Below are 18,540 nucleotides of genomic sequence, written 5' to 3' on the forward strand. Positions count from 1 at the left end.
GACGGTGGCAGGTGACGGCGTTAGCGCCGCGGGGCGGTGTTGTCAGGTCATCTCGGCGCGCCGGCCTGCGGCTCACCACGGCCATTTGACTTGCCTGTAGGGAAGACGATGATCTCAGCGAAGAAATCGCTACGGAATGGCAAGGCAGGGGGCGGGGCATGGGGAGCGGATCGATCAGTTTTGGGTTGGCCCTCCTGTTCCTGGCCTGCGCCGGCTGTAGCCGAGGGGACGGAGGTGCGGCCGGCAATGATGCGACTCAAGCCACGACGCGCCCACCGGTGCGGACGACACCGATCACCCCATCGCAGGAAGTACTGACTTTCTCTTCGTCCGGAGAGGCGTGGCGGAAATGGATCGCCATTTCTCTGCCAGGCGGAAGCGATGACGGCGGCGAAGATTATGACGACAGCGAGAATAGCCACACGCCGGCGATCAACCGACTACGCGGCGACAGCTTCTCGAAATATTATTATATCGAGCGCGGCGACGCCGACGACATCAGAAACGAGGAAGGCCGGCTTCTCGCTCATATCGCGCGATATTCCGACAATATGGGGGCGAGGAAAACCGCGGCGCGCACCGCCATCTATTTTTATTACCAGCCAAACGGGCGCCTGCCGAGTTATCATCTCGTTGTTATCGAGAGTGGCGCGGCGCGCGTCTATCGCTGCGCGATCGACCAGGCGAGGCTCGAGGCCGCCGCCGGCAGGCATTTCGCCACCAGGGCGGCGCTCCTTAAAGAACAGCATAAATTTGCCAACCAAATGGTGAATCAGCTGGAGCAGAACGAGCCGGCACTGACGCGCGATCACTGCGCCGAGATCGATAATGGGGTGCGCGCCTCGGGCGAGGCCCTTGTCCAGCCAGTGCTGCGCCTTCCGTTTCCGCACATTGGCGATGTCACCGAGCTTGATGATCGAGGACTCAGGGGCGGCTGGCTCGCGAGCGGCGGCGGCGCTTACTATGGGTGGGGAAGGAAAAGCTGCTGCGCGTTCCAGTATCTCGGGGACGGCCGCGACGCCTTTATCATCGCGGATGGGCCCGCCCCCCGGCACGGTGAGGCCGTCAAGTGGCGCGTATCAGCCATCATCTATGTCGAGCCCGCTGACCTTCAGTCGTTCGATTGCACGATCAAAGGCGTCACGGCGATTGTCGCTGTCGCCGACGCCAAGTGGCGGAACGGCCGAGCCTATCTGACCGATGGGAAGAACGAGCCGATCGTGCGTTGGGGCGACAAGGCTCCGGTCGGATGTACGCCATAGGCGAGGATCCAGGCACGGCGCCTCTCCCGACCATGACCCGATCGGAAGAGGCACCGCGTCTTCACGCCGCGAACTGGTTCATCGTATTATGCGCGCCGCCCGCCTTGAGCGCGGCCTCGCCGGCGAAATATTCCTTGTGATCGTCGCCGATGTCCGAGCCCGACATGTTCTGGTGCTTCACACAGGCGATACCCTGACGGATCTCCTGGCGCTGGACGCCCTTCACATAGCCGAGCATGCCGGCCTCGCCGAAATACTCCTTGGCTAGATTGTCGGTCGACAAGGCCGCGGTGTGATAGGTCGGCAGCGTGATCAGGTGATGGAAGATGCCGGCCCGCTTCGCGCTGTCCGCCTGGAAGGTACGGATGCGCTCATCGGCCTCGTCAGCCAGCGCGGTGCCGTCATAATCGACGCTCATCAGGCGGGCGCGATCATAGGCTGACAGGTCCCTACCCTCGGCTGCCCAGGCATCGAACACCTGCTGGCGGAAATTGAGCGTCCAGTTGAACGAGGGTGAGTTGTTGTAGACCAGCTTCGCATTCGGCACGACCTCGCGGATGCGGTCGACCATGGAGGCGATCTGCTCGATATGCGGCTTCTCGGTCTCGATCCAGAGCAGGTCGGCGCCGTGCTGGAGCGAGGTGATGCAATCGAGCACGCAGCGATCCTCGCCGGTTCCGGCGCGGAACTGGTAGAGGTTCGACGGCAGGCGCTTCGGCCGCATCAGCTTGCCGTCGCGGTTGATGATGACATCACCGCTGCGCGCAGTCCCGGGCGTGATCTCCTCGCAATCGAGAAAGGCGTTATACTGGTCACCGAGATCGCCCGGCGTGTGGCTGATCGCGATCTGCTTGGTGAGGCCGGCGCCGAGCGAATCGGTGCGGGTGACGATGATGCCGTCCTCGACGCCCAGCTCGAGAAAGGCGTACCGGCAGGCGCGGACCTTTGCCAGGAAGTCCTCATGCGGCACGGTGACCTTGCCGTCCTGATGGCCGCACTGCTTTTCGTCCGAGACCTGGTTCTCGATCTGGAGCGCGCAGGCGCCCGCCTCGATCATTTTCCGCGCGAGCAGATAGGTCGCCTCGGCATTGCCGAAGCCGGCGTCGATATCGGCAATGATCGGGACGACATGAGTCTGGTAATTCTCGACCGCGTGGAGCAACCGCTGCTCCTCGATCTGGTTGCCGGCCTCGCGCGCGGCGTCGATTTCGCGGAACATCATGCCGAGCTCACGGGCATCGGCCTGGCGCAGGAAGGTGTAGAGCTCCTCGATCAGCGCCGGGACGCTGGTCTTCTCGTGCATCGACTGATCGGGCAGCGGGCCGAATTCGGAGCGCAGCGCGGCGATCATCCAGCCCGAGAGATAGAGATAGCGGCGCTCGGTCGAGCCGAAATGCTTCTTGATCGCGATCATCTTCTGCTGGCCGATGAACCCGTGCCAGCAGCCGAGGGACTGAGTGTAATTGGCCGGGTCTGCGTCATAAGCGGCCATGTCTCGGCGCATGATCGCGGCGGTGTAGCGCGCGATATCGAGGCCGGTCTGGAACCGGTTCTGGAGCCGCATGCGCGCGACCGACTCTGCGTCGATCCCGTCCCAGGCGCCTTTTTTGCCCTGGATGAGCTGGCGGGTGGTGGCGATATGGTCCTGATAGGTCACCGAAGGGTCCTCGCTATGCGTGTTGCGTTGCGAGTTCTGTAACGAGATTTACAGAGCGACGCCCATACCGAAAGGCGCGATGGCGGGTTTAGCTGTCAATATCTGCCAGTCACGATTGTAAATCTGTAAATTAATTACATTCGGCGACACCTGTTGATTCCTTCTTGAACCCACGAGCAAATACACCGTGGCCGTTCAGAACCAGCCGGCGCGCCGCAGGACCTGCACGTGGCTGCGGCTCACCGGGGCCACCAATCCGCCCTTGAGGCGGACATCGCCGCCACCGCGTTTCCAAACTACTCCCTCGATCGCTTCAGCGGCGACCCACCAGGATCGGTGCACCCGGTAGCCATGCGCCTGCGCGAGTTCGGCCAGTGCGTCGGCGAAGCGCATCGTCACCAGTTCCGTCCCTGAGTCAGTGTGGATTCGAAGATAATGGTCGTGCGCTTCCACAGCGACCAGCCTGGCGGCGCGGCGCCGCGCGCTCAGCCGTCGCCGGAAAGCCGCTTCCGCTTCTGGCAGCGGCGCCTCGATTATGGTGCGCGTCTCGATGACCGGCGGCAGACGACGCCACACCAGCATTCGAATGGCCATCGCGCCGAGCGAGATCACCAGAACCTTCCCGAGCAGGTCAAGAAACGCATCCCAGCCCATTCGTTGATGGATGAACACCTGCCCTGTCGCCAGCACGAGGAGCGTGACGAATGGCGTCATGGCCACCGAGGTAGCAAGCAACCGAGTACCGATTGTGCCGACCCGCTGCTGCAGCAGATGATCGATCAGCACGCCGATCAGGCCCCCACCGATCATGCAGATCAGCCAATAGGTAAATCGCATCATCGGGGCGACCGCATCTGTGCCGAACGGGCCGATCGCTCCCATGAAGAGGCCGATCGCGATCAGCAGCAGGAGCTCGGATCGGCCGCGATGCCAACTTTTCCCGCTCTTCGGCTCGTCCATGCCATCCACCCGGTCCCGTTCGCGCAGCGATAGCACCGTTCGCGCAAACGCCACTAGCGCTCACCGGCGGACCGGGCATTGGGGGCCAGTCCAGTCCGGAGGTTCTCCAATGCTCGATCCCGATTTTGCTTTCTCCACCGCGGGCTCGCTTGCAATGCTCGCATGGTGCGCGCTCGTGGTCGCGCTGTTCGTCGCCTCGCTGCGACACTGGGTCTGGCGCCTCACTGGCCTGATCGTGCCCGGCTTGCTCGCGATCGCCTATGCCGTGCTGCTGTATCAGGCGTGGGGAACGGCCCCCGGTGGCGGGTTCGGGTCGATCCTCGCCGTGCGCGCCTTGTTCGCCAGTGATGCAGCTTTGGCGGCAGGCTGGCTGCACTATCTTGCATTCGATCTTTTCGTCGGCACGGCCATCTCCCGGAGGGGTATCGAGCGCGGTATCCACCCGCTGCTTCTCCTGCCGTGTCTGCCGCTGACTTTCATGTTTGGCCCCGTCGGCCTGCTGCTTTTTATGGCGATCGATGCGGCGCACACTCGCATCACCAAGGGCGGCAGATCGTGAGCGCGGTCGCGATACCGCTTAGACCTGCGCGCGCCAGGATTGTGGCGGAGATGATGTCTCGGCAGCCGTCCCTCGCTGCGTATGGAGGGCTGATGCTCGGCCTGACCGCCGGCCTGGCTGCAATAGGGCTCGTCGATGCGCGTATGATCGACGGTGTGAGCATATGGGCCAAGCCCATCAAGTTCGCTTTCTCGATCGCTGTCTTCGCGCTCACCACTGGCTGGTTCTTCGGATATGTCCGTCGCGAGCGTCGTCGATCGATCGCGATGCGCGGATTGGTTATCGTCCTCATCGCCGCCGGCAGCTTTGAACTCGCCTATATCGTCTGGCAGGCCGCGCACGGTCTCGCGTCGCACTTCAATCGCTCGTCACCATATTATGAGATCATGTACGCGCTGATGGGCGTGGGCGCGCTGCTCCTAACGGCAACCACCCTCCCGCTTGCATGGGAGATCGCTCGCCGCCCGGCGCCGGGGTTGCAGGTCAGCTACGTTGCATCCGTGGTGATCGGCCTTCTTCTGTGCTTCGTGCTGGGTGCAGGCGTCGGCGGCTATATGGCGCAGGGTACGGGACACTCGGTCGGCGCGGACGCTGGCCACATGATGATCTTCGGCTGGAACCGCAGCGGCGGCGACCTGCGTATCGCCCATTTCCTGGGCATCCACGCCCAGCAGGCCATACCGATCCTCGGGCTCGCGCTATCGCCGGCGTCGCCAAGGTGGCGCGCGGCCGGGCTCGTCCTCGGTTCATTGCTCTACATTGGCATCACTCTCGCCGTTCTGGCGCAGGCGATTGAAGGGCATCCGTTGATGATCCCCGGGACGTAGCGCCCGGCGTTGCACGTTACCGCCGAACGCCCGTGCGGCAATATTCCTCGAGCCAGCTGGTTCGCTGCCGACCCGCCGACCAAAGGAGCGGAAAGAAGCTGTCGTCGAGCTCCGTACTGCCCGTGCGCTGGTAACGGCGATACACATATCCGCCCTGCCTTCCGCTGAAGCGAGCGCATTCCGGCAGAAGATGGACACCGATCGAACGGCGCATCCTGTCGCCCGTGACGTTAGGCCCGGAGCCATGCCAGATCTCTCCGGCGTGGATTACGCAGGATCCTGCGGGAACCTCAATGAAGGTCGGATCTATCGCAGCGACCCCTGCTGCCCTGGCAGCCGCACGCATTTGACCGCGATAGTCCTCCGTCGCATGAAAATCCTCCGGCATCTCGCTTAACGGCCATTGGTGCGACGCCGGAATATACTCGATCGTCCCGGCATCCCGGTGCGTATCGTCCAGCGTGAACCAGCAGGTCACCGTGGCCGGGGGATCGAGGAAGCTCATGAACGACGAATCCTGGTGAAGCGCCACCGGCTTTGCGCCGGGTGGCTTCCACCAGATCGTATCCTGTCCCAACCTCGCGCCAGACCAGCCGGCCAGAAGAGCTGCAGCTCGGCCAAGGTCCTCGGACAGCGCCAGCCCGGCTATGGTGAGATCGGACTTCCAGGCATTGCTGATATGGCGTGTCACATCAGGGAGACTGATGCCTTCCCGCCAATACCATTCGTCCGGATACACGCCGGTATCGAACCGACCGGCGAACAGCTTGGGAAAGCTCGCACGCAGTGTGTCTACTTTCTTCGTCGGGAGCAGATTCTCAATGATCAGGAAGCCCCGTTCCCGGAACAGCGCGACCGCGCCCGCATCCAGTCGGTCCGCCAGGTTCAATTTCAACGAGGCCATAGCGGACTCCTGCAATCCAACAAGAATTCTGTTATATCGTCGGTATAAGCGATATCGAAACGAAGGATTTCCGGATAATGGGCAAGATTCCCGACCTGGACAGAATTGATTTCGCTATATTGCGGCTTTTGCAGAACGATGCGCGGCTTGCGGTGAAGGAGGTGGCGGCGGCAGTCGAACTCGCCCCTTCATCGGTCCATGAACGTATCAAGCGGTTGCGGGACGCCGACATCCTCCGGGGCGCGCACGCTGAGGTTGATCCTGTAGCGCTGGGCGTCGGGCTCGAAGGGCTTTTCATGATCGGTCTCGCCAAGCACAGGCGCAGCACGGTCGATGAGTTGTTCGCCGATATCGCCGAGATCCCCGAAGTCCGTTCGGCCTTCCTCGTAACTGGCCGCTACGACTTGCTCGTCCACGTCCTTGTACGAGACACGGATCATCTCAAGAACCTCGCATTCGACCACTTCACCAGTCGAAACGTGGTCTCCCACATCGAGACCGCTATCATCTTCGAGGGACGACACCGTCACGAGGTGCCGATCTACCTCGAGGGAGCCTAGTCTGGGCCCGCGCCGGAACGGTCTCGCGCCGATCCGGGCAGATTAGCCCCGCTCTGAACCCGTTCTCTTTATTTTTGTCTGGGGATGAGGAGGACAGGTCGACGCCGTCGGGACTATACGGCCGGACCCGGTTGTCTAGAATGCGCGTCTGGTCTTCTGGAGCGTAAGCGATCGTCGGCTTGATGTCGTTGATGCCCGCGTTGCATACCACGCTCAGCCTGAACCGCGCCGCCCTGACGGAGACCATGGCGCGCCTCGTGGCGCTCGCCCCCTGCCCGGCGATCCCGGCCTCCGCCGTATGACGATCAATCGTCAATCGCCGCCGAAGGTGAACGGCGAAACGCCGCGCTCGCGCTCGTTGATCAGCAGCGCTCTTCCCATCGGCGGCGCGGAGCGCTGCGGGCAGGCTTCGCGTTGACAGGCCCGACAGCCGAGCCCGATCGGCGTCGCCTCGCCCTTCAGATCGAGGCCCCGCGCCACAGCCAGTCCGCCGCCCAGCTCGGCCGCAACGCCGAGGCCGACCGCGAACTCAGCCGTCACCGCACCGTAGCGCCGACCCTGCGGCGTCACCGTGCGCGCCAGGGTCAGCCAGCGCGCGCCGTCTTCGAGCTCGACAAGCTGGATGGCAAGCGCTCCCGGCCGATCAAAGGCATGATGCAGACGCCATAACGGGCAGCGCCCGTCCGCATCGGCCAAAGCGGCCCCGCTCGCGCCCGAGAAACGTTTCGAGGCCTGGCCAGCGCGATCGATCCGCACCAGGAAGAAAGGCAGGCCGCGCGCACCGACGCGTTGCAAGGTCGTCAGGCGGTGCGCGACCTGCTCGAACCCGGCACCAAAGCGGCGCTGGAGCAGTTCCAGATCATAGCCCGTCGCCTCGCACGCGCGCAGGAAGCGGGCATAGGGCATCATCAGCGCAGCCGCGAAATAGCTGCCGAGGTGGCGGCGGAACAGGCGCTCGGCAGCGCGATCGGCAAAGCCCGCGCCCTTGGCCAGCGCATCGATTTCGGCGCGCGCCTCGATCTGGGCGAGCTGGAAGCCGGCGGCGAAAGTGCGCGAGGCGGGGTCGAGCGTTTCGCTCAGCTGCAATTGACGGGCATGGAGATCGAGCCGCCGCAGCAGATCGGGCATCACGTCAACCGGCAGGATGCGGATGGTGAGCTGGTGCTTGACCCGCAGCCGCTCGGCGATTGCGCCGTACAGATCGCCCGCGCCGAGCCGTAGTTCGTCGGCCAAAGTCTCGGCGATCGTGTCGAGATCAGCGAAATAGCCGCGCCACCGCTCAACTTCGCGCCGCACTTCAACCATGGGGTCACTTGCCGCCGTCGGACCCGCTGCGCCGGACCCGATCCGGTCATAGGCGCGCGCGAACGCCTCGGCCCCGCCCGGAGCCCCGGCCAGCCATTCCTCGAGCTCGTTGCGGTCGATCTCGAGATCAGCGAACATCGGATCGCCGAGGCGGCGTCGCATCGCGGCGTCGCCTCCGCCAGGCTCGCCGGCGGCGAGAGCGCGGGGATCGAAATCGAAGGATTCGGCGAGCTTCACCAGTAGCGATGCGGACAACGGCCGCTGGTTGCGCTCAACCAGATTGAGATAGCTTGGCGAGATCGCCAGCACTTCGGACATGGCTGCCTGGGTCAGCCCCGCCTGCCGTCGCAACCGGCGCACCGCATGCCCTGCGAACAATTTGCGATCCGCCATCTGGGTCCCCTTTTCCGTCAGACGAACAAGTCAGCCGACGCCGATCTTGTCAACTCTTTACAGGATCACAGATGATCAGGGGCAAGACGCTACAACGCGACTTCGCCACGGTTCGCGCAGTGCTAACCGTGCCGATCGTTCCCCGCTAAAGCCGCCTGCATTGGAAGTCGCCAAAGCGACGCCTGGAAAGTTTCCTGGGGAGGAAAAGGTGCCCGCCGGGGATAGTCCCGGCGGGCATTTCTATTATGGCGCACCCCGACGGCTCCGCATATGGCGGAAGCCTGAGGGAGCCACGGCATGTCAGCAACGAAACAGAACGGCTCCAATTTCGTCATCTTCGCAGCGCTTGCCGCCAATCTCGGCATTGCGGTCGCGAAGTTCATTGCCGCTGCGATCTCCGGCTCCTCATCGATGCTGACCGAGGGCGTCCACTCGGTGGTCGACAGCCTCAATCAGATATTGCTGCTCTACGGCCAGCATCGCGGCCGTCGTCCGCCGGATGAGGCGCACCCGTTCGGCTATGGCCGCGAACTGTATTTCTGGAGCTTCGTCGTCGCGATCCTGATCTTCGGGGTTGGCGCGGGTGTCTCGATCTATGAAGGCGTGGTCCACATCTACGAGCCCGAGCCGCTGAGCGACCCGATCCTCAACTATGTCGTGCTCGGCATCGCCTTCGCCATGGAAGGCACGTCCTGGTTCTTCGCAATGCGCGAATTCGCTGCCGCCAACCGCGATGGCGGCTGGTGGCAAGCCGTGCGGAAATCGAAGGACCCGGCCGGCTTCATCGTGTTGTTCGAGGACAGCGCAGCGCTCGCCGGGCTCATCATCGCCGCTTTCGGGGTGTGGGCCAGCCAGGCGTGGCAGGACCCGCGCATCGACGGCGTCGCGTCGATCGTGATTGGCGTGCTGCTCGCACTGGTCGCTGCCTTGCTCGCGCGGGAGTCGAAGGGCCTGCTGATCGGCGAAGGTGCCGATCCGGCGATCGTCGCAAAGGTGCGCGAGATCGTCGATGCGCGGCCCGAGATCACCTCGGTCAACCATGTCCGCACCATCCACACTGCGCCCGAAAGCATCTTCGTCGCGATCAGCGCCGATTTCCGCGATGCGCTCACGATGGGCGAGGCTGAGTTGTTGATCGAGAAGATCGAGACTGAGCTGAAGGCCGCGCTGCCGATGCTGTCCTCAATCTATATCCGCCCTGAACGCCGCGAGGATGCAGCGATTTTGCAAACAACCGTTACTTGACCGGCGCGTCTGACGGCACGAGCTCGACCACGTCGAGGATCGATTCGAACTTCGGCCAGGGCAGCACCAGCCGCCACCGCTTCTCCCCGATCCGCTCGACATAGCCGGCAAGATCGCGGGCGTCGTCGCGGCCATAATCGAGCGGCTTGGTCTCGTCGCCGAACATCATCGTGCCGAGGAAGATCTGGCGCGCCGCGCTGTCAGGAAAGAACAGCCCGATCGGCCGTTGCGAGCCGCCGATCTTGTACAGGCTCGAGACTTCGCCCTCGTCGTTGATCCGACATTCATAGGGCGGATAGGCGGTGAAATCGCGCATCGCAGTGCCGTTGGCGCCGAGCTTGAACACCCGGCAGCGATATCGGCCGGGCGGAGGCGCGGCCCGATCGAGCGCGCGATCGGGTTCGAACAACGGCCCTTGCGCGGTCAGTTGGGCGGCGTGGCCGGCAGCCTGCACAGCCGCAAGCGCTGTCGTCCACGCATTGCGCCAGGTCCGCAGCCGCTCGCGATCATGCTCGGTTGCGACCCGGTGCCAGTCAGCGTTGTCCACCTTCACCGGCAGCCGCAACTCCGGCAGCGGCGTGGGCGCTTCGAGCACGAGCGGTGCCGCGGCCGGCGGCGCCGCGATTTCGGCATGCTTGTGCGCCTTGCCGCCACAGCCGGCCAGCAGCGCGCACCCACAAAGCCCAATGACCTTGGAATAGTTTTTCAAGCGACCGGTTCTTTCTTTTCCAGCGCCAGCTAACCACGCCGCGCCGGGCTTGCCAAGCGCGTCAGGCGGCGGTCCAGCCTCCATCCATCGAGAGGTTGGCGCCGGTGATGGCGGCGGCCTCGTCCCGGCACAGGAAAAGCGCGAGAGCGGCGACCTGTTCGGAGGTCACGAACTCCTTGGTGGGCTGCGCCGCGAGCAGCACGTCGTTCAGCACCTGCTCGCGCGTCATTCCCCGGGCCTTCATGGTATCGGGGATCTGGCCTTCGACCAGAGGTGTCCAGACATAGCCCGGCGAGATGCAGTTCACCGTGATATGATCCGCGGCAGTCTCGAGCGCGATCGTCTTGGTGAGGCCGGCGATGCCGTGCTTGGCCATGACATAGGCGCTCTTGTTCGGGCTCGCGACCAGCGAGTGTGCCGAGGCGGTCGAGATGATCCGGCCCCATTTCGTCGCCTTCATATAAGGCACCGCCGCCTGCATCATGTACCAGGCCGAGGTGAGATTGATCTTGATGATCGCCTCGAACTTGTCGGCCGGGAAATCCTCGATAGGCGCGACATGCTGGATGCCGGCATTGTTGATGATGATGTCGGGGCCGCCAAGCTCGTCATGGCAGCGCTTGACCATCGCGGCGATCGCGGCCGGGTCAGTCATGTCGGCGGCATCGTACAAAGCCCGGGCGCCGCTGGTCGCCTCGAGCGCGGCGCGCTCCTTCTCGATCGCGGCCGCATCGCCAAAGCCGTTGATGACGACGCTGGCGCCTTCAGCGGCGAGGACCTTGGCATAGGCAAGGCCAATGCCCGAGGTGGAACCAGTGATGATCGCGCTCTTGCCCTTGAGGAACATCGGGGGTCTCCATGTCAGGTTGAAGAATCAGGGGATCGATCGCACCGTCAGGTCGAACGCTGCGCTTTTCCCGGTCTCGATATTCGCCGCGACCAGCCGCGCGTTCGCCATCGTCTCGGCGACCGCTTCCTGGCCGGCGCGCCAATGCTCGCGCATCGTTCTCGCGGAAAATTCGAAGTCGCGCGATCCGCCCTCCCAGGCATTGGCGCGGTAGATCAGGTGGACGAGACTGACCGGCTCCTCGCGAGAGCGCTCGGCGAGCGCCAGCACGTCGGGGTCGTTGCGCAAGCTTTCGGGCAGCTTGGCGAGCACCTTGCGCGCAAGCTCGCGGTCGTGCCGCAACCGCATGACCTGATCGGATACCTGGCGCGACCGGCTGGAAAAGCGGATCTCCTTCTCGCGCGCGGCGACATCCATGATCGTCCGCGGCAGCTCGGCGGCGGCCGGGAACAGGTCGATCTGAAAGGCGAGCAGTTCGCCTTGCTGATGATCGAGCACATGAGTCAGCGGGGTGTTCGAGACGAGGCCGCCATCCCACCAATATTTTCCGTCGATCTCGATCGGCGGCAGGCCGGGCGGCAGCGCGCCCGAGGCCATGATGTGCCGCGCGTCGATCCGCGTCTCGGTGGTGTCGAAATAGGTGAAGTTGCCGCTCTCGATATCGACTGCGCCGACTGACAGCCGCACCGGACCGTTGTTCAGCAAATCCCAGTCGATCAGCGCGTCGAGCGTCTCCTTCAGCGGCGCTGAATCATAGAAGCTGAGCGCAGCCGGCGTACCCGGCGTCGCGAACATCGGCGAAACGGCGCGGGGCGAGAAAAAGCCGGGCACGCCGGTTGCCATCACGAAATTCGCCGACCATTCGTGCAGCCATTCGCGGACCTGGTCATTGGGGAAGATCGGGAAACTCGGCAGCGATCCACTCACCATGTCCCAGAATGCGCCGAGCATCTCGACTCGCTTGTGCGGCGGATTGCCAGCGACGATTGCTGCGTTGACAGCGCCGATCGAAATGCCGGCGACCCAGTCGATCTCGATTCCACTCGATGCCAGGCCCTCGATCACCCCTGCCTGATAACTGCCCAGCGCACCGCCGCCTTGCAAGACGAGCGCGACAATATCGGGGAGCGGCAGTGCCTCTGCGCGGCGGCGGCGTTTCGGCATCGGATCGGTATCGGCCATCGTTTCGGCCCATGCGCCGGGCGGGCGGCCGGATCAACGGCCGTTTGATGAATTCCCCGTCACGCTCGGGATTCACCACCCGCCGCCACCGATTTGCAACGTCCTTGCAACAACGAGGCCGCCCGCGCATTCATGCCGTACCAGCAACGAACCTTCGGGAAACACCCATGCGGCTCGACGATTTCGATCCCAACATCAATGTCGAGGATCAGCGCGGCAGGGGCGGCAGCGGTTTTGGAGGTTTCGGCGGTGGCGGTGGCGGCGGCGGACTGTTGTTCGGCCTGCTCCCGCTTGTCTTCAGCCGCTTCGGCTGCGGTGGCGTGGCGGTGGTGCTCATCCTGTTCGCTGTGTTTGGCGGCGGGCTGAACATGCTGGGCGGCGGCAGCCAGCTTTCCGCACCGACCGAGCAGGCCGGCCCGCGTCAGGCGGGCGGCACCGATGCCACGTCGAGCTGCAATATCGACGCCTCGAGCAAATCGGCGTGCAATGCCTTCAGCTCGGCCGACAAGACCTGGGCGGCGATCTTCCAGAAGAGCGGCGAGCGTTTCGTCCAGCCCAAGCTGGTTTTCTTCGGCGGCGAGGGCCAGTCGGGCTGCGGCGCCGCGCAGAGCGCGATGGGCCCCTTCTACTGTCCGCAGGACCAGGGCATCTATCTCGACACCGAATTCTTCGGCGAGCTCGCCAGCCGCTTCGGCGCCAAGGGCGATTTCGCGCAGGACTATGTGATCGCGCATGAATTCGGCCATCATATCCAGAATCTGCTCGGCACCTCGGACCGGGTCCAGCGGCAGATGGCGCGTGCAAGCAAGACCGAAGGCAATAAGCTCTCGGTGCGGCTCGAACTCCAGGCCGATTGTTATGCCGGTGTCTGGGCCGCGCAGAATCGCAACCGGATGGACCCGGGCGATCTCGAAGAAGGCATGACGGCTGCCCACGCGATCGGCGACGACACGCTGCAGCAGGAAGCGCAGGGCCGTGTGGTGCCCGACAGCTTCACCCACGGGACATCGGCTGAACGGGCAGCATGGCTCAAGCGCGGCATCGACAGCGGCGACCCGGCCCAATGCGACACGTTTTCGGGGGCGATCTGAGCCTTACGGGAGCCTGATCTTTCATCATCGGCCCGTGCAAGCACTGGCCGGGTGCGCCAATGCCTATGCATCGGTGTAATAGGTATCGACATCGCGGTGGCTTCCCAGCACATTGACGATCTCGACCAGGCCGTCGCCATAGCGGAAAAAGATGACATAGTTCCCGAATGGCGTGCTGCGTATGTCCGGCCGCAGCTCCGGGCGAGCAGTGCCCAGGATACCGGGAAGCGAGGCAAGCTGCGCGTACTTGCGGCGCAGGCGCTCAATGAATTCCACCGCGACCAGGCGGTTTCCGCTCTGTTCAGCGAGATACACGCCGATCTCTGCCAAATTCGTCTTCGCCGCGTCGGAATATCGTAACCGGCGCATCACTGGGTCTGCTTGGTATTTTCCCAGGCATCGAGCGCGGCATTCACATACGCGCCCACATCCTTATCGCTATGCGCACCACCGCGTTCGATCGACGCATTGAGCGTGTCGCGTAGCGCTTGCAGCTTGGCCTCGCGTTCTTCCACCAGGCGCAGCCCTTCACGCACCACCTCGCTGGCTGACCCGTAACGTCCGGTTTTCAGAATGGCGTCGACGAAGCCTTCCCACCGCTCTCCAATGGATACATTCATAGCTATCTTCCAGGAAGGAATGAACGAAGATGCTTCTGCGACAATAACATCAATTGCGCAATTATTGTTATTGACTCGAAGGAGGCGAACGACACCCCTACGTCAGATTTTCACCAGCATCTTGCCTTTGTTCCCGCCCGAGAAGAGCCCGAGAAACGCCTCGGGCATCGCGTCGAGGCCCTCGAACACAGTCTCCTCGCTCTGCAATTTGCCGGCCTGGAGCAGCGCGCCCATCTCGCGGTAGAAGTCCGCCGCCTGCGCCATATAGTCGCTGACCAGAAAGCCCTGGATGCGGATCCGCGCCGAGATGACGCGCAACAGATAGCGCAGCTCGGTCGGCTGGCCTGAATTATAGGCGTCGATCATCCCGCAGATCGCAAAGCGCGCATGCACGTTCGCCACCGCCAGTGCCGCGTCAAAATGCTCGCCCCCGACATTGTCGAAATAGACGTCGATCCCCTGCGGCGCCGCGTCATGCAGCTTCTTCGCCAACGACCCGTCCTTCTTGTAGTCGATCATCACATCGGCCCCGAGCGACCGGCACCAGTCGCATTTGCCGCTGCCGCCGGCTGAGCCGATCACAATCATACCCCGCGCCTTGGCGATCTGGATAACGGTCGATCCCACCGCACCCGCAGCGGCGGAGACGAATACCGTTTCACCCTCCTTCGCCTCGGCGACCGTCAGCAACCCGAAATAGGCCGTCATCCCTGGCATGCCGAGCTGGCCGAGAAAGGCCTGGGGCGGCACGCCAAGCGCGGGCAGCTTCTGCACGAACGCGGCCGGCACCACCGCCTCGTCGCGCCAACCAAACATGTGCTGGACCATATCGCCGACCGCGAGGCCAGGTGCCCGGCTCTCGATCACCTCGCCGATCGCACCGCCCTGCATCGCCTCGCCGAGCTGGAACGGCGGCGCATAGCTTTTCACGTCGTTCATCCGCCCGCGCATATAGGGGTCGACCGACAGCCATTGGTTGGCGATCCGCACCTCACCCTCGGCGAGCGGCGTGTCCGGCAGGTCGATCATCTCGAAATCGCCGGTCAACGGCATGCCATCCGGACGTGATTTCAAGCTCCAGGCGCGGGCCATAAGGCATCCTCCTCTTCGTGTTTTCGAAGATCAGGTACGCCGGAAGCGTTGCGATTGGCAACGCAAAAATCCCTCCCCGGCGAGCGGGGAGGGATTGCGACGGCGGGAGAACATCAAAAGGGAGAAATGGCGCTCATCCCGCCGCCAGCCCCTCTCCGAAGAGAGAGGATCTCGTGAACGCTCAATAGGTGCCCGAGAAACTCCTGTTGAGGATGTGCGGGCCGCTCGAATCGTCCCCGCTCGCATCCTGGCTATCGGCGCGGTGGCTGCCATCCTCGTTGAAGAAGGCGCCATTGCGTTCCTCGTCGCGCCAATGCGTCTTGGCCTCCTCGGCGGTCTTGCGGATCTTCACCTTGTCGTCGACCGACTCGATCCAGCGCGACGGAATCGAATGATGGCGCCCGCCGGCGTCGCTGTCGCCCTTGGTCAGCAGGATGCGGTCGCCGCGGACCTTGTCGACGGTGCCGACATGCTCGCCGTCTGATCCGACCACTTCCATATGCTCGGTCACCCTGGAGAGTGACCCGCGCTGAGTCTGGCGTTCGTTGCGCCAGCTGGAGAATTCATTCTCGAACTTCGACCGATTCTCGCGGCGATATTCGTCATAATCGCGGTCGAGCGCGTCGATCTGCGAACGCCGCCAGCTGTGATAATCGTCATCATGTCGGGAGCCTACGCTGAAGCGATCGTCATAGCGCGCGTCCATCTCGCGGCGGCGCTCCGCCTCTTCGTCGCCGAACCAGGAGCGGACCTCGTCGCCGGCGCGCGAGAAGAAGTCGCGATCCTGATAGTCATAGCCGCGCGGCTGCCCGCCATAGCCGCCTTCGCGATCGCGCTGCCGATATCCGCGTCCATCGTCGCGAGCGTCCTCGCGCCCACCGTAACGGTCGTCGGTTTCCGTGAAGCGCTGCCCGCCGGACCCATAGCTTCCCTGGAAGCCATTATCGCGGACATAGCGGCKGCGGCCCGAGCCACGGTTCAGATTAAACTGCTCGCGCTCGGCATAACCGGCATTTCCATATTCGCGCGGCCCATAATCACGCGAGCCCTCATAGTCACGCGAGCCGCCATAGTCTCGAGACCCATAATCGCGCCCGTAACTGCGCTCACGGTCGCGGTTCTGGCCCAGCATACCGGCTGCCTGATATTGGCGCGCGCTCGAATAGCTGTAGGCACGGCCCGATCCATAATCCTGGTCGTAATCGATCCGATCGCGGTCGCTATAATAGTCGCCGAGCCGGGAATCCCGGGGATAGCGTTCATAGCCCATGATTGCCTTCTCCTGACATTTTGTCGTGCTGCGACAGGCGGCGCGGTTGCGCGCCCGCTCGTCCGACAATAAAGGTCGAAAGCCGTGTTTGTTCCGATAGTTACGGAGACGTAGCGATATCTCGCCCTGTGCCCGGCGCGCTTGGCCGCAGACGAAGTTTCAGCGCTGGCAGGGAGCCGGTTGCATCGCCCGAAAAGGCTCGCTAGAGGCTTCGCTCTTCGGCCTGAACACCATTGGCCGAGGTGGAGCGGGGCTGTAGCTCAGATGGGAGAGCGCTGCAATCGCACTGCAGAGGTCAGGGGTTCGATTCCCCTCAGCTCCACCAGACCTGCCGGATCATCGCTTCCTCCCATGCGGGAATGACAAGCCAGAGGCCTGACCCTACACCGGCTCAATGACTGACGCCGCGCCTTCGGACCCGATCCCCGCCGCCACGCTCGTCCTGTTCCGCGAGACCAGCGGCGCGCCGGAGCTGCTGTTCGTCGAACGCGCCAAGGCGATGGTGTTCGCCGGCGGCGCGCTGGTTTTTCCCGGCGGGCGGATCGACCCCGGCGATCATGCGCTTGCGCTGACCTACCCAGGCGATCCCGACGATATCGCGGCGCGCATCGCCGCGATCCGCGAAACGATCGAGGAAGTCGGCCTGCCGATCGGCCTCACGCCGATACCGAATACGGACACGCTCACCACCCTGCGCGCCGCGCTCCACGCCGGCACGTCGCTCGGCGCGGCGCTGCACGATGCAGGCCTCGCGCTCGACCCCGGCCCCCTCGTCCCCTTCGCCCGCTGGCTGCCCGCGCATGCGCATATGCGGATCTTCGATACGCGCTTCTATCTCGCCCGCCTGCCCGCGCACGCGCCCGATCCCGTCGTCGACGATACCGAAAATGTCCGCGTCTTCTGGTCGACCGCGCAGGGCGTGCTCGACGACGCCGATGCGGGCCGGGTGCACATCATCTTCCCGACGCGGCGCAACCTCGAACGCCTCGCCCGTTTCGCCGATTTCGACGAAGCCGTGACCGACACCGCGCGCCACCCGATCCGCACCGTCACGCCCTGGATCGAGGAACGCGGCGGGGCCACCCATCTCTGCATCCCCGACGATCTCGGCTATCCCGTCACGTCGGAGCCGATCACGAGCGCGATGCGCGGCTGATGCGCGCACTGCGTCGGGCGATCGGCGGGGCGACGATCGCTGCGATCCTTCTTGCGCTGGGCCTGATGGCGTTCGCGATGCTGCGCGGCCGGCCGCAGGACCTGCCCTGGACTCAGCTCGATCTGGGCGAACCGATCGGCGTCTTCACTGGCCGCAAGCTCGCCGGCCTCACCCAGGATTTCCCGAAATGCCGGGCGCTGCTCGACAAGGCGGGCGTGCGCTACGTCATATTGCCCGAGGTCCATGCCGGCGCCTGCGGCTATTCTGACGGCATCCGTTTCGCGCCCGGCGGATCGCGCCGCGCCTCCTATGCGCCAGCGGATGTCGGCATGGCCTGCCCCGTCGCTGCCGGGCTGTCAGTGTGGGAATGGAACATCGTCCAGCCCGCCGCACGCCGGCTGCTGGGCAGCCCGGTCGTCGCGATCGAGCATTATGGCAGCTATAATTGCCGCCGCATCGCCGGAGAAAAAATCTGGAGCGAACACGCCACCGCCGACGCGATCGATATCGCGGGCTTCCGCCTCGCCAATGGCAAGCGCATCACGATCGCCGACGACTGGAAGGGCAATGGGCCCGCGGCGACTTTCCTGCACGAGACGCGAAACGGCGCCTGCAAACTGTTCGCGACCACCCTGTCACCCGACTACAATGCAGCACACTGGAACCACCTCCACCTCGACCAGGCGGCGCGTGGCGAGTTCGGCTGGCGGGCTTGCAGATAGCGGGGAAGTGTCTCTCTTTCTCCCTCTCCCCCTGAGGGTGAGGGAAGGGGCCCATCGCGTAATGATGGGAAGGGTGAGGGGGACTCTTCTCTAGGGTCACGCTTTGCCGACCCTCACTCCCCTCATCCTTCCGTCGCTGCACTCCTCCCTCCTTCTCCCAAAAGGGAGAAGGATCAGGG

General features: G+C 64.0%; 19 protein-coding genes and 1 tRNA gene. 9 read left to right on the forward strand and 11 right to left on the reverse strand.

Annotated features, from left to right (window positions below):
- Positions 1–278: 278 nt before the first annotated feature.
- Positions 279–1,262 (forward strand): hypothetical protein, encoded by a 984-nt coding sequence (locus tag AC1DVS_RS23785; RefSeq protein ID WP_478026974.1) that lies wholly within the window; start codon positions 279–281, stop codon positions 1,260–1,262.
- 61 nt (positions 1,263–1,323) lie between these two features.
- On the opposite strand, the gene AC1DVS_RS23790 is transcribed toward AC1DVS_RS23785, so the two are convergent.
- Both AC1DVS_RS23790 and AC1DVS_RS23795 read right to left on the reverse strand, forming a co-directional pair.
- Complete coding sequence (locus AC1DVS_RS23790) at positions 1,324–2,919, reverse strand: isocitrate lyase (RefSeq protein WP_478026975.1); 1,596 nt, start codon at positions 2,917–2,919, stop codon at positions 1,324–1,326.
- 195 nt (positions 2,920–3,114) lie between these two features.
- Positions 3,115–3,879, reverse strand: a complete 765-nt coding sequence (locus AC1DVS_RS23795) for a LytTR family DNA-binding domain-containing protein (protein ID WP_478026976.1) — start codon at positions 3,877–3,879, stop codon at positions 3,115–3,117.
- A 109-nt stretch (positions 3,880–3,988) separates the two neighbouring features.
- Between AC1DVS_RS23795 and AC1DVS_RS23800 the strand changes: the two genes are divergently transcribed.
- Both AC1DVS_RS23800 and AC1DVS_RS23805 read left to right on the forward strand, forming a co-directional pair.
- Positions 3,989–4,438, forward strand: a complete 450-nt coding sequence (locus AC1DVS_RS23800) for an ABA4-like family protein (RefSeq protein ID WP_478026977.1) — start codon at positions 3,989–3,991, stop codon at positions 4,436–4,438.
- A 92-nt stretch (positions 4,439–4,530) separates the two neighbouring features.
- Positions 4,531–5,265 carry a hypothetical protein gene (locus AC1DVS_RS23805; RefSeq protein ID WP_478026978.1) on the forward strand — a complete coding sequence of 245 codons (735 nt, stop codon included), beginning with the start codon at positions 4,531–4,533 and terminating at the stop codon, positions 5,263–5,265.
- Between the two features lie 16 nt (positions 5,266–5,281).
- On the opposite strand, the gene AC1DVS_RS23810 is transcribed toward AC1DVS_RS23805, so the two are convergent.
- Positions 5,282–6,169 (reverse strand): phytanoyl-CoA dioxygenase family protein, encoded by an 888-nt coding sequence (locus AC1DVS_RS23810; protein ID WP_478026979.1) that lies wholly within the window; start codon positions 6,167–6,169, stop codon positions 5,282–5,284.
- Positions 6,170–6,246: 77 nt separating this feature from the next.
- Here AC1DVS_RS23810 and AC1DVS_RS23815 point away from each other — a divergent pair, with 77 nt between their 5' ends.
- A complete protein-coding gene (locus AC1DVS_RS23815) occupies positions 6,247–6,729 on the forward strand; it encodes an Lrp/AsnC family transcriptional regulator (protein WP_478026980.1) in 483 nt (160 codons plus the stop codon).
- 312 nt (positions 6,730–7,041) lie between these two features.
- Here the strand turns inward: AC1DVS_RS23815 and AC1DVS_RS23820 are convergent, their stop codons facing one another.
- Positions 7,042–8,427 (reverse strand): helix-turn-helix domain-containing protein, encoded by a 1,386-nt coding sequence (locus AC1DVS_RS23820; RefSeq protein ID WP_478026981.1) that lies wholly within the window; start codon positions 8,425–8,427, stop codon positions 7,042–7,044.
- A gap of 297 nt (positions 8,428–8,724) precedes the next feature.
- On the opposite strand from AC1DVS_RS23820, the gene AC1DVS_RS23825 reads away from it, so the two are divergent.
- Positions 8,725–9,672: a cation diffusion facilitator family transporter gene (locus tag AC1DVS_RS23825; protein WP_478026982.1), complete on the forward strand. Its 948-nt coding sequence runs from the start codon at positions 8,725–8,727 to the stop codon at positions 9,670–9,672.
- On the opposite strand, the gene AC1DVS_RS23830 is transcribed toward AC1DVS_RS23825, so the two are convergent.
- The 3 genes from AC1DVS_RS23830 to AC1DVS_RS23840 all read right to left on the reverse strand — a co-directional run bounded on the left by AC1DVS_RS23830 (position 9,665) and on the right by AC1DVS_RS23840 (position 12,410).
- Positions 9,665–10,381, reverse strand: coding sequence for a DUF4893 domain-containing protein (locus tag AC1DVS_RS23830; RefSeq protein ID WP_478026983.1), 717 nt, complete (start codon positions 10,379–10,381; stop codon positions 9,665–9,667). The two genes, AC1DVS_RS23825 and AC1DVS_RS23830, sit on opposite strands and share 8 nt — an antisense overlap.
- A gap of 61 nt (positions 10,382–10,442) precedes the next feature.
- A complete protein-coding gene (locus tag AC1DVS_RS23835; protein WP_478026984.1) occupies positions 10,443–11,228 on the reverse strand; it encodes a 3-hydroxybutyrate dehydrogenase in 786 nt (261 codons plus the stop codon).
- A 27-nt stretch (positions 11,229–11,255) separates the two neighbouring features.
- Positions 11,256–12,410, reverse strand: a complete 1,155-nt coding sequence (locus AC1DVS_RS23840) for a patatin-like phospholipase family protein (RefSeq protein WP_478026985.1) — start codon at positions 12,408–12,410, stop codon at positions 11,256–11,258.
- A gap of 167 nt (positions 12,411–12,577) precedes the next feature.
- On the opposite strand from AC1DVS_RS23840, the gene ypfJ reads away from it, so the two are divergent.
- Positions 12,578–13,501, forward strand: a complete 924-nt coding sequence (gene ypfJ, locus AC1DVS_RS23845) for a KPN_02809 family neutral zinc metallopeptidase (RefSeq protein WP_478026986.1) — start codon at positions 12,578–12,580, stop codon at positions 13,499–13,501.
- A gap of 63 nt (positions 13,502–13,564) precedes the next feature.
- Here the strand turns inward: ypfJ and AC1DVS_RS23850 are convergent, their stop codons facing one another.
- From AC1DVS_RS23850 to AC1DVS_RS23865, 4 genes are all read right to left on the reverse strand, one after another.
- Positions 13,565–13,870: a type II toxin-antitoxin system RelE/ParE family toxin gene (locus tag AC1DVS_RS23850; RefSeq protein ID WP_478026987.1), complete on the reverse strand. Its 306-nt coding sequence runs from the start codon at positions 13,868–13,870 to the stop codon at positions 13,565–13,567.
- Complete coding sequence (locus tag AC1DVS_RS23855; RefSeq protein WP_478026988.1) at positions 13,870–14,121, reverse strand: type II toxin-antitoxin system ParD family antitoxin; 252 nt, start codon at positions 14,119–14,121, stop codon at positions 13,870–13,872. Before AC1DVS_RS23855 ends, AC1DVS_RS23850 begins: the two co-directional genes overlap by 1 nt.
- 102 nt (positions 14,122–14,223) lie before the next feature.
- Positions 14,224–15,213, reverse strand: a complete 990-nt coding sequence (locus AC1DVS_RS23860) for an NADP-dependent oxidoreductase (RefSeq protein ID WP_478026989.1) — start codon at positions 15,211–15,213, stop codon at positions 14,224–14,226.
- Positions 15,214–15,394: 181 nt separating this feature from the next.
- A complete protein-coding gene (locus AC1DVS_RS23865; protein WP_478026990.1) occupies positions 15,395–16,483 on the reverse strand; it encodes a DUF2171 domain-containing protein in 1,089 nt (362 codons plus the stop codon).
- Positions 16,484–16,732: 249 nt separating this feature from the next.
- Here AC1DVS_RS23865 and AC1DVS_RS23870 point away from each other — a divergent pair.
- The 3 genes from AC1DVS_RS23870 (at position 16,733) to AC1DVS_RS23880 (ending at position 18,361) form a co-directional block, all read left to right on the forward strand.
- Positions 16,733–16,808, forward strand: a tRNA-Ala gene (locus AC1DVS_RS23870).
- Between the two features lie 69 nt (positions 16,809–16,877).
- Positions 16,878–17,639 carry an NUDIX hydrolase gene (locus AC1DVS_RS23875; RefSeq protein WP_478026991.1) on the forward strand — a complete coding sequence of 254 codons (762 nt, stop codon included), beginning with the start codon at positions 16,878–16,880 and terminating at the stop codon, positions 17,637–17,639.
- Positions 17,639–18,361 (forward strand): extensin-like domain-containing protein, encoded by a 723-nt coding sequence (locus AC1DVS_RS23880; protein WP_478026992.1) that lies wholly within the window; start codon positions 17,639–17,641, stop codon positions 18,359–18,361. The genes AC1DVS_RS23875 and AC1DVS_RS23880 overlap by 1 nt, the downstream gene beginning before the upstream one ends.
- Positions 18,362–18,540 lie beyond the last annotated feature (179 nt).

It is taken from the genome of Sphingomonas sp. P3_C5 (assembly GCF_056402635.1).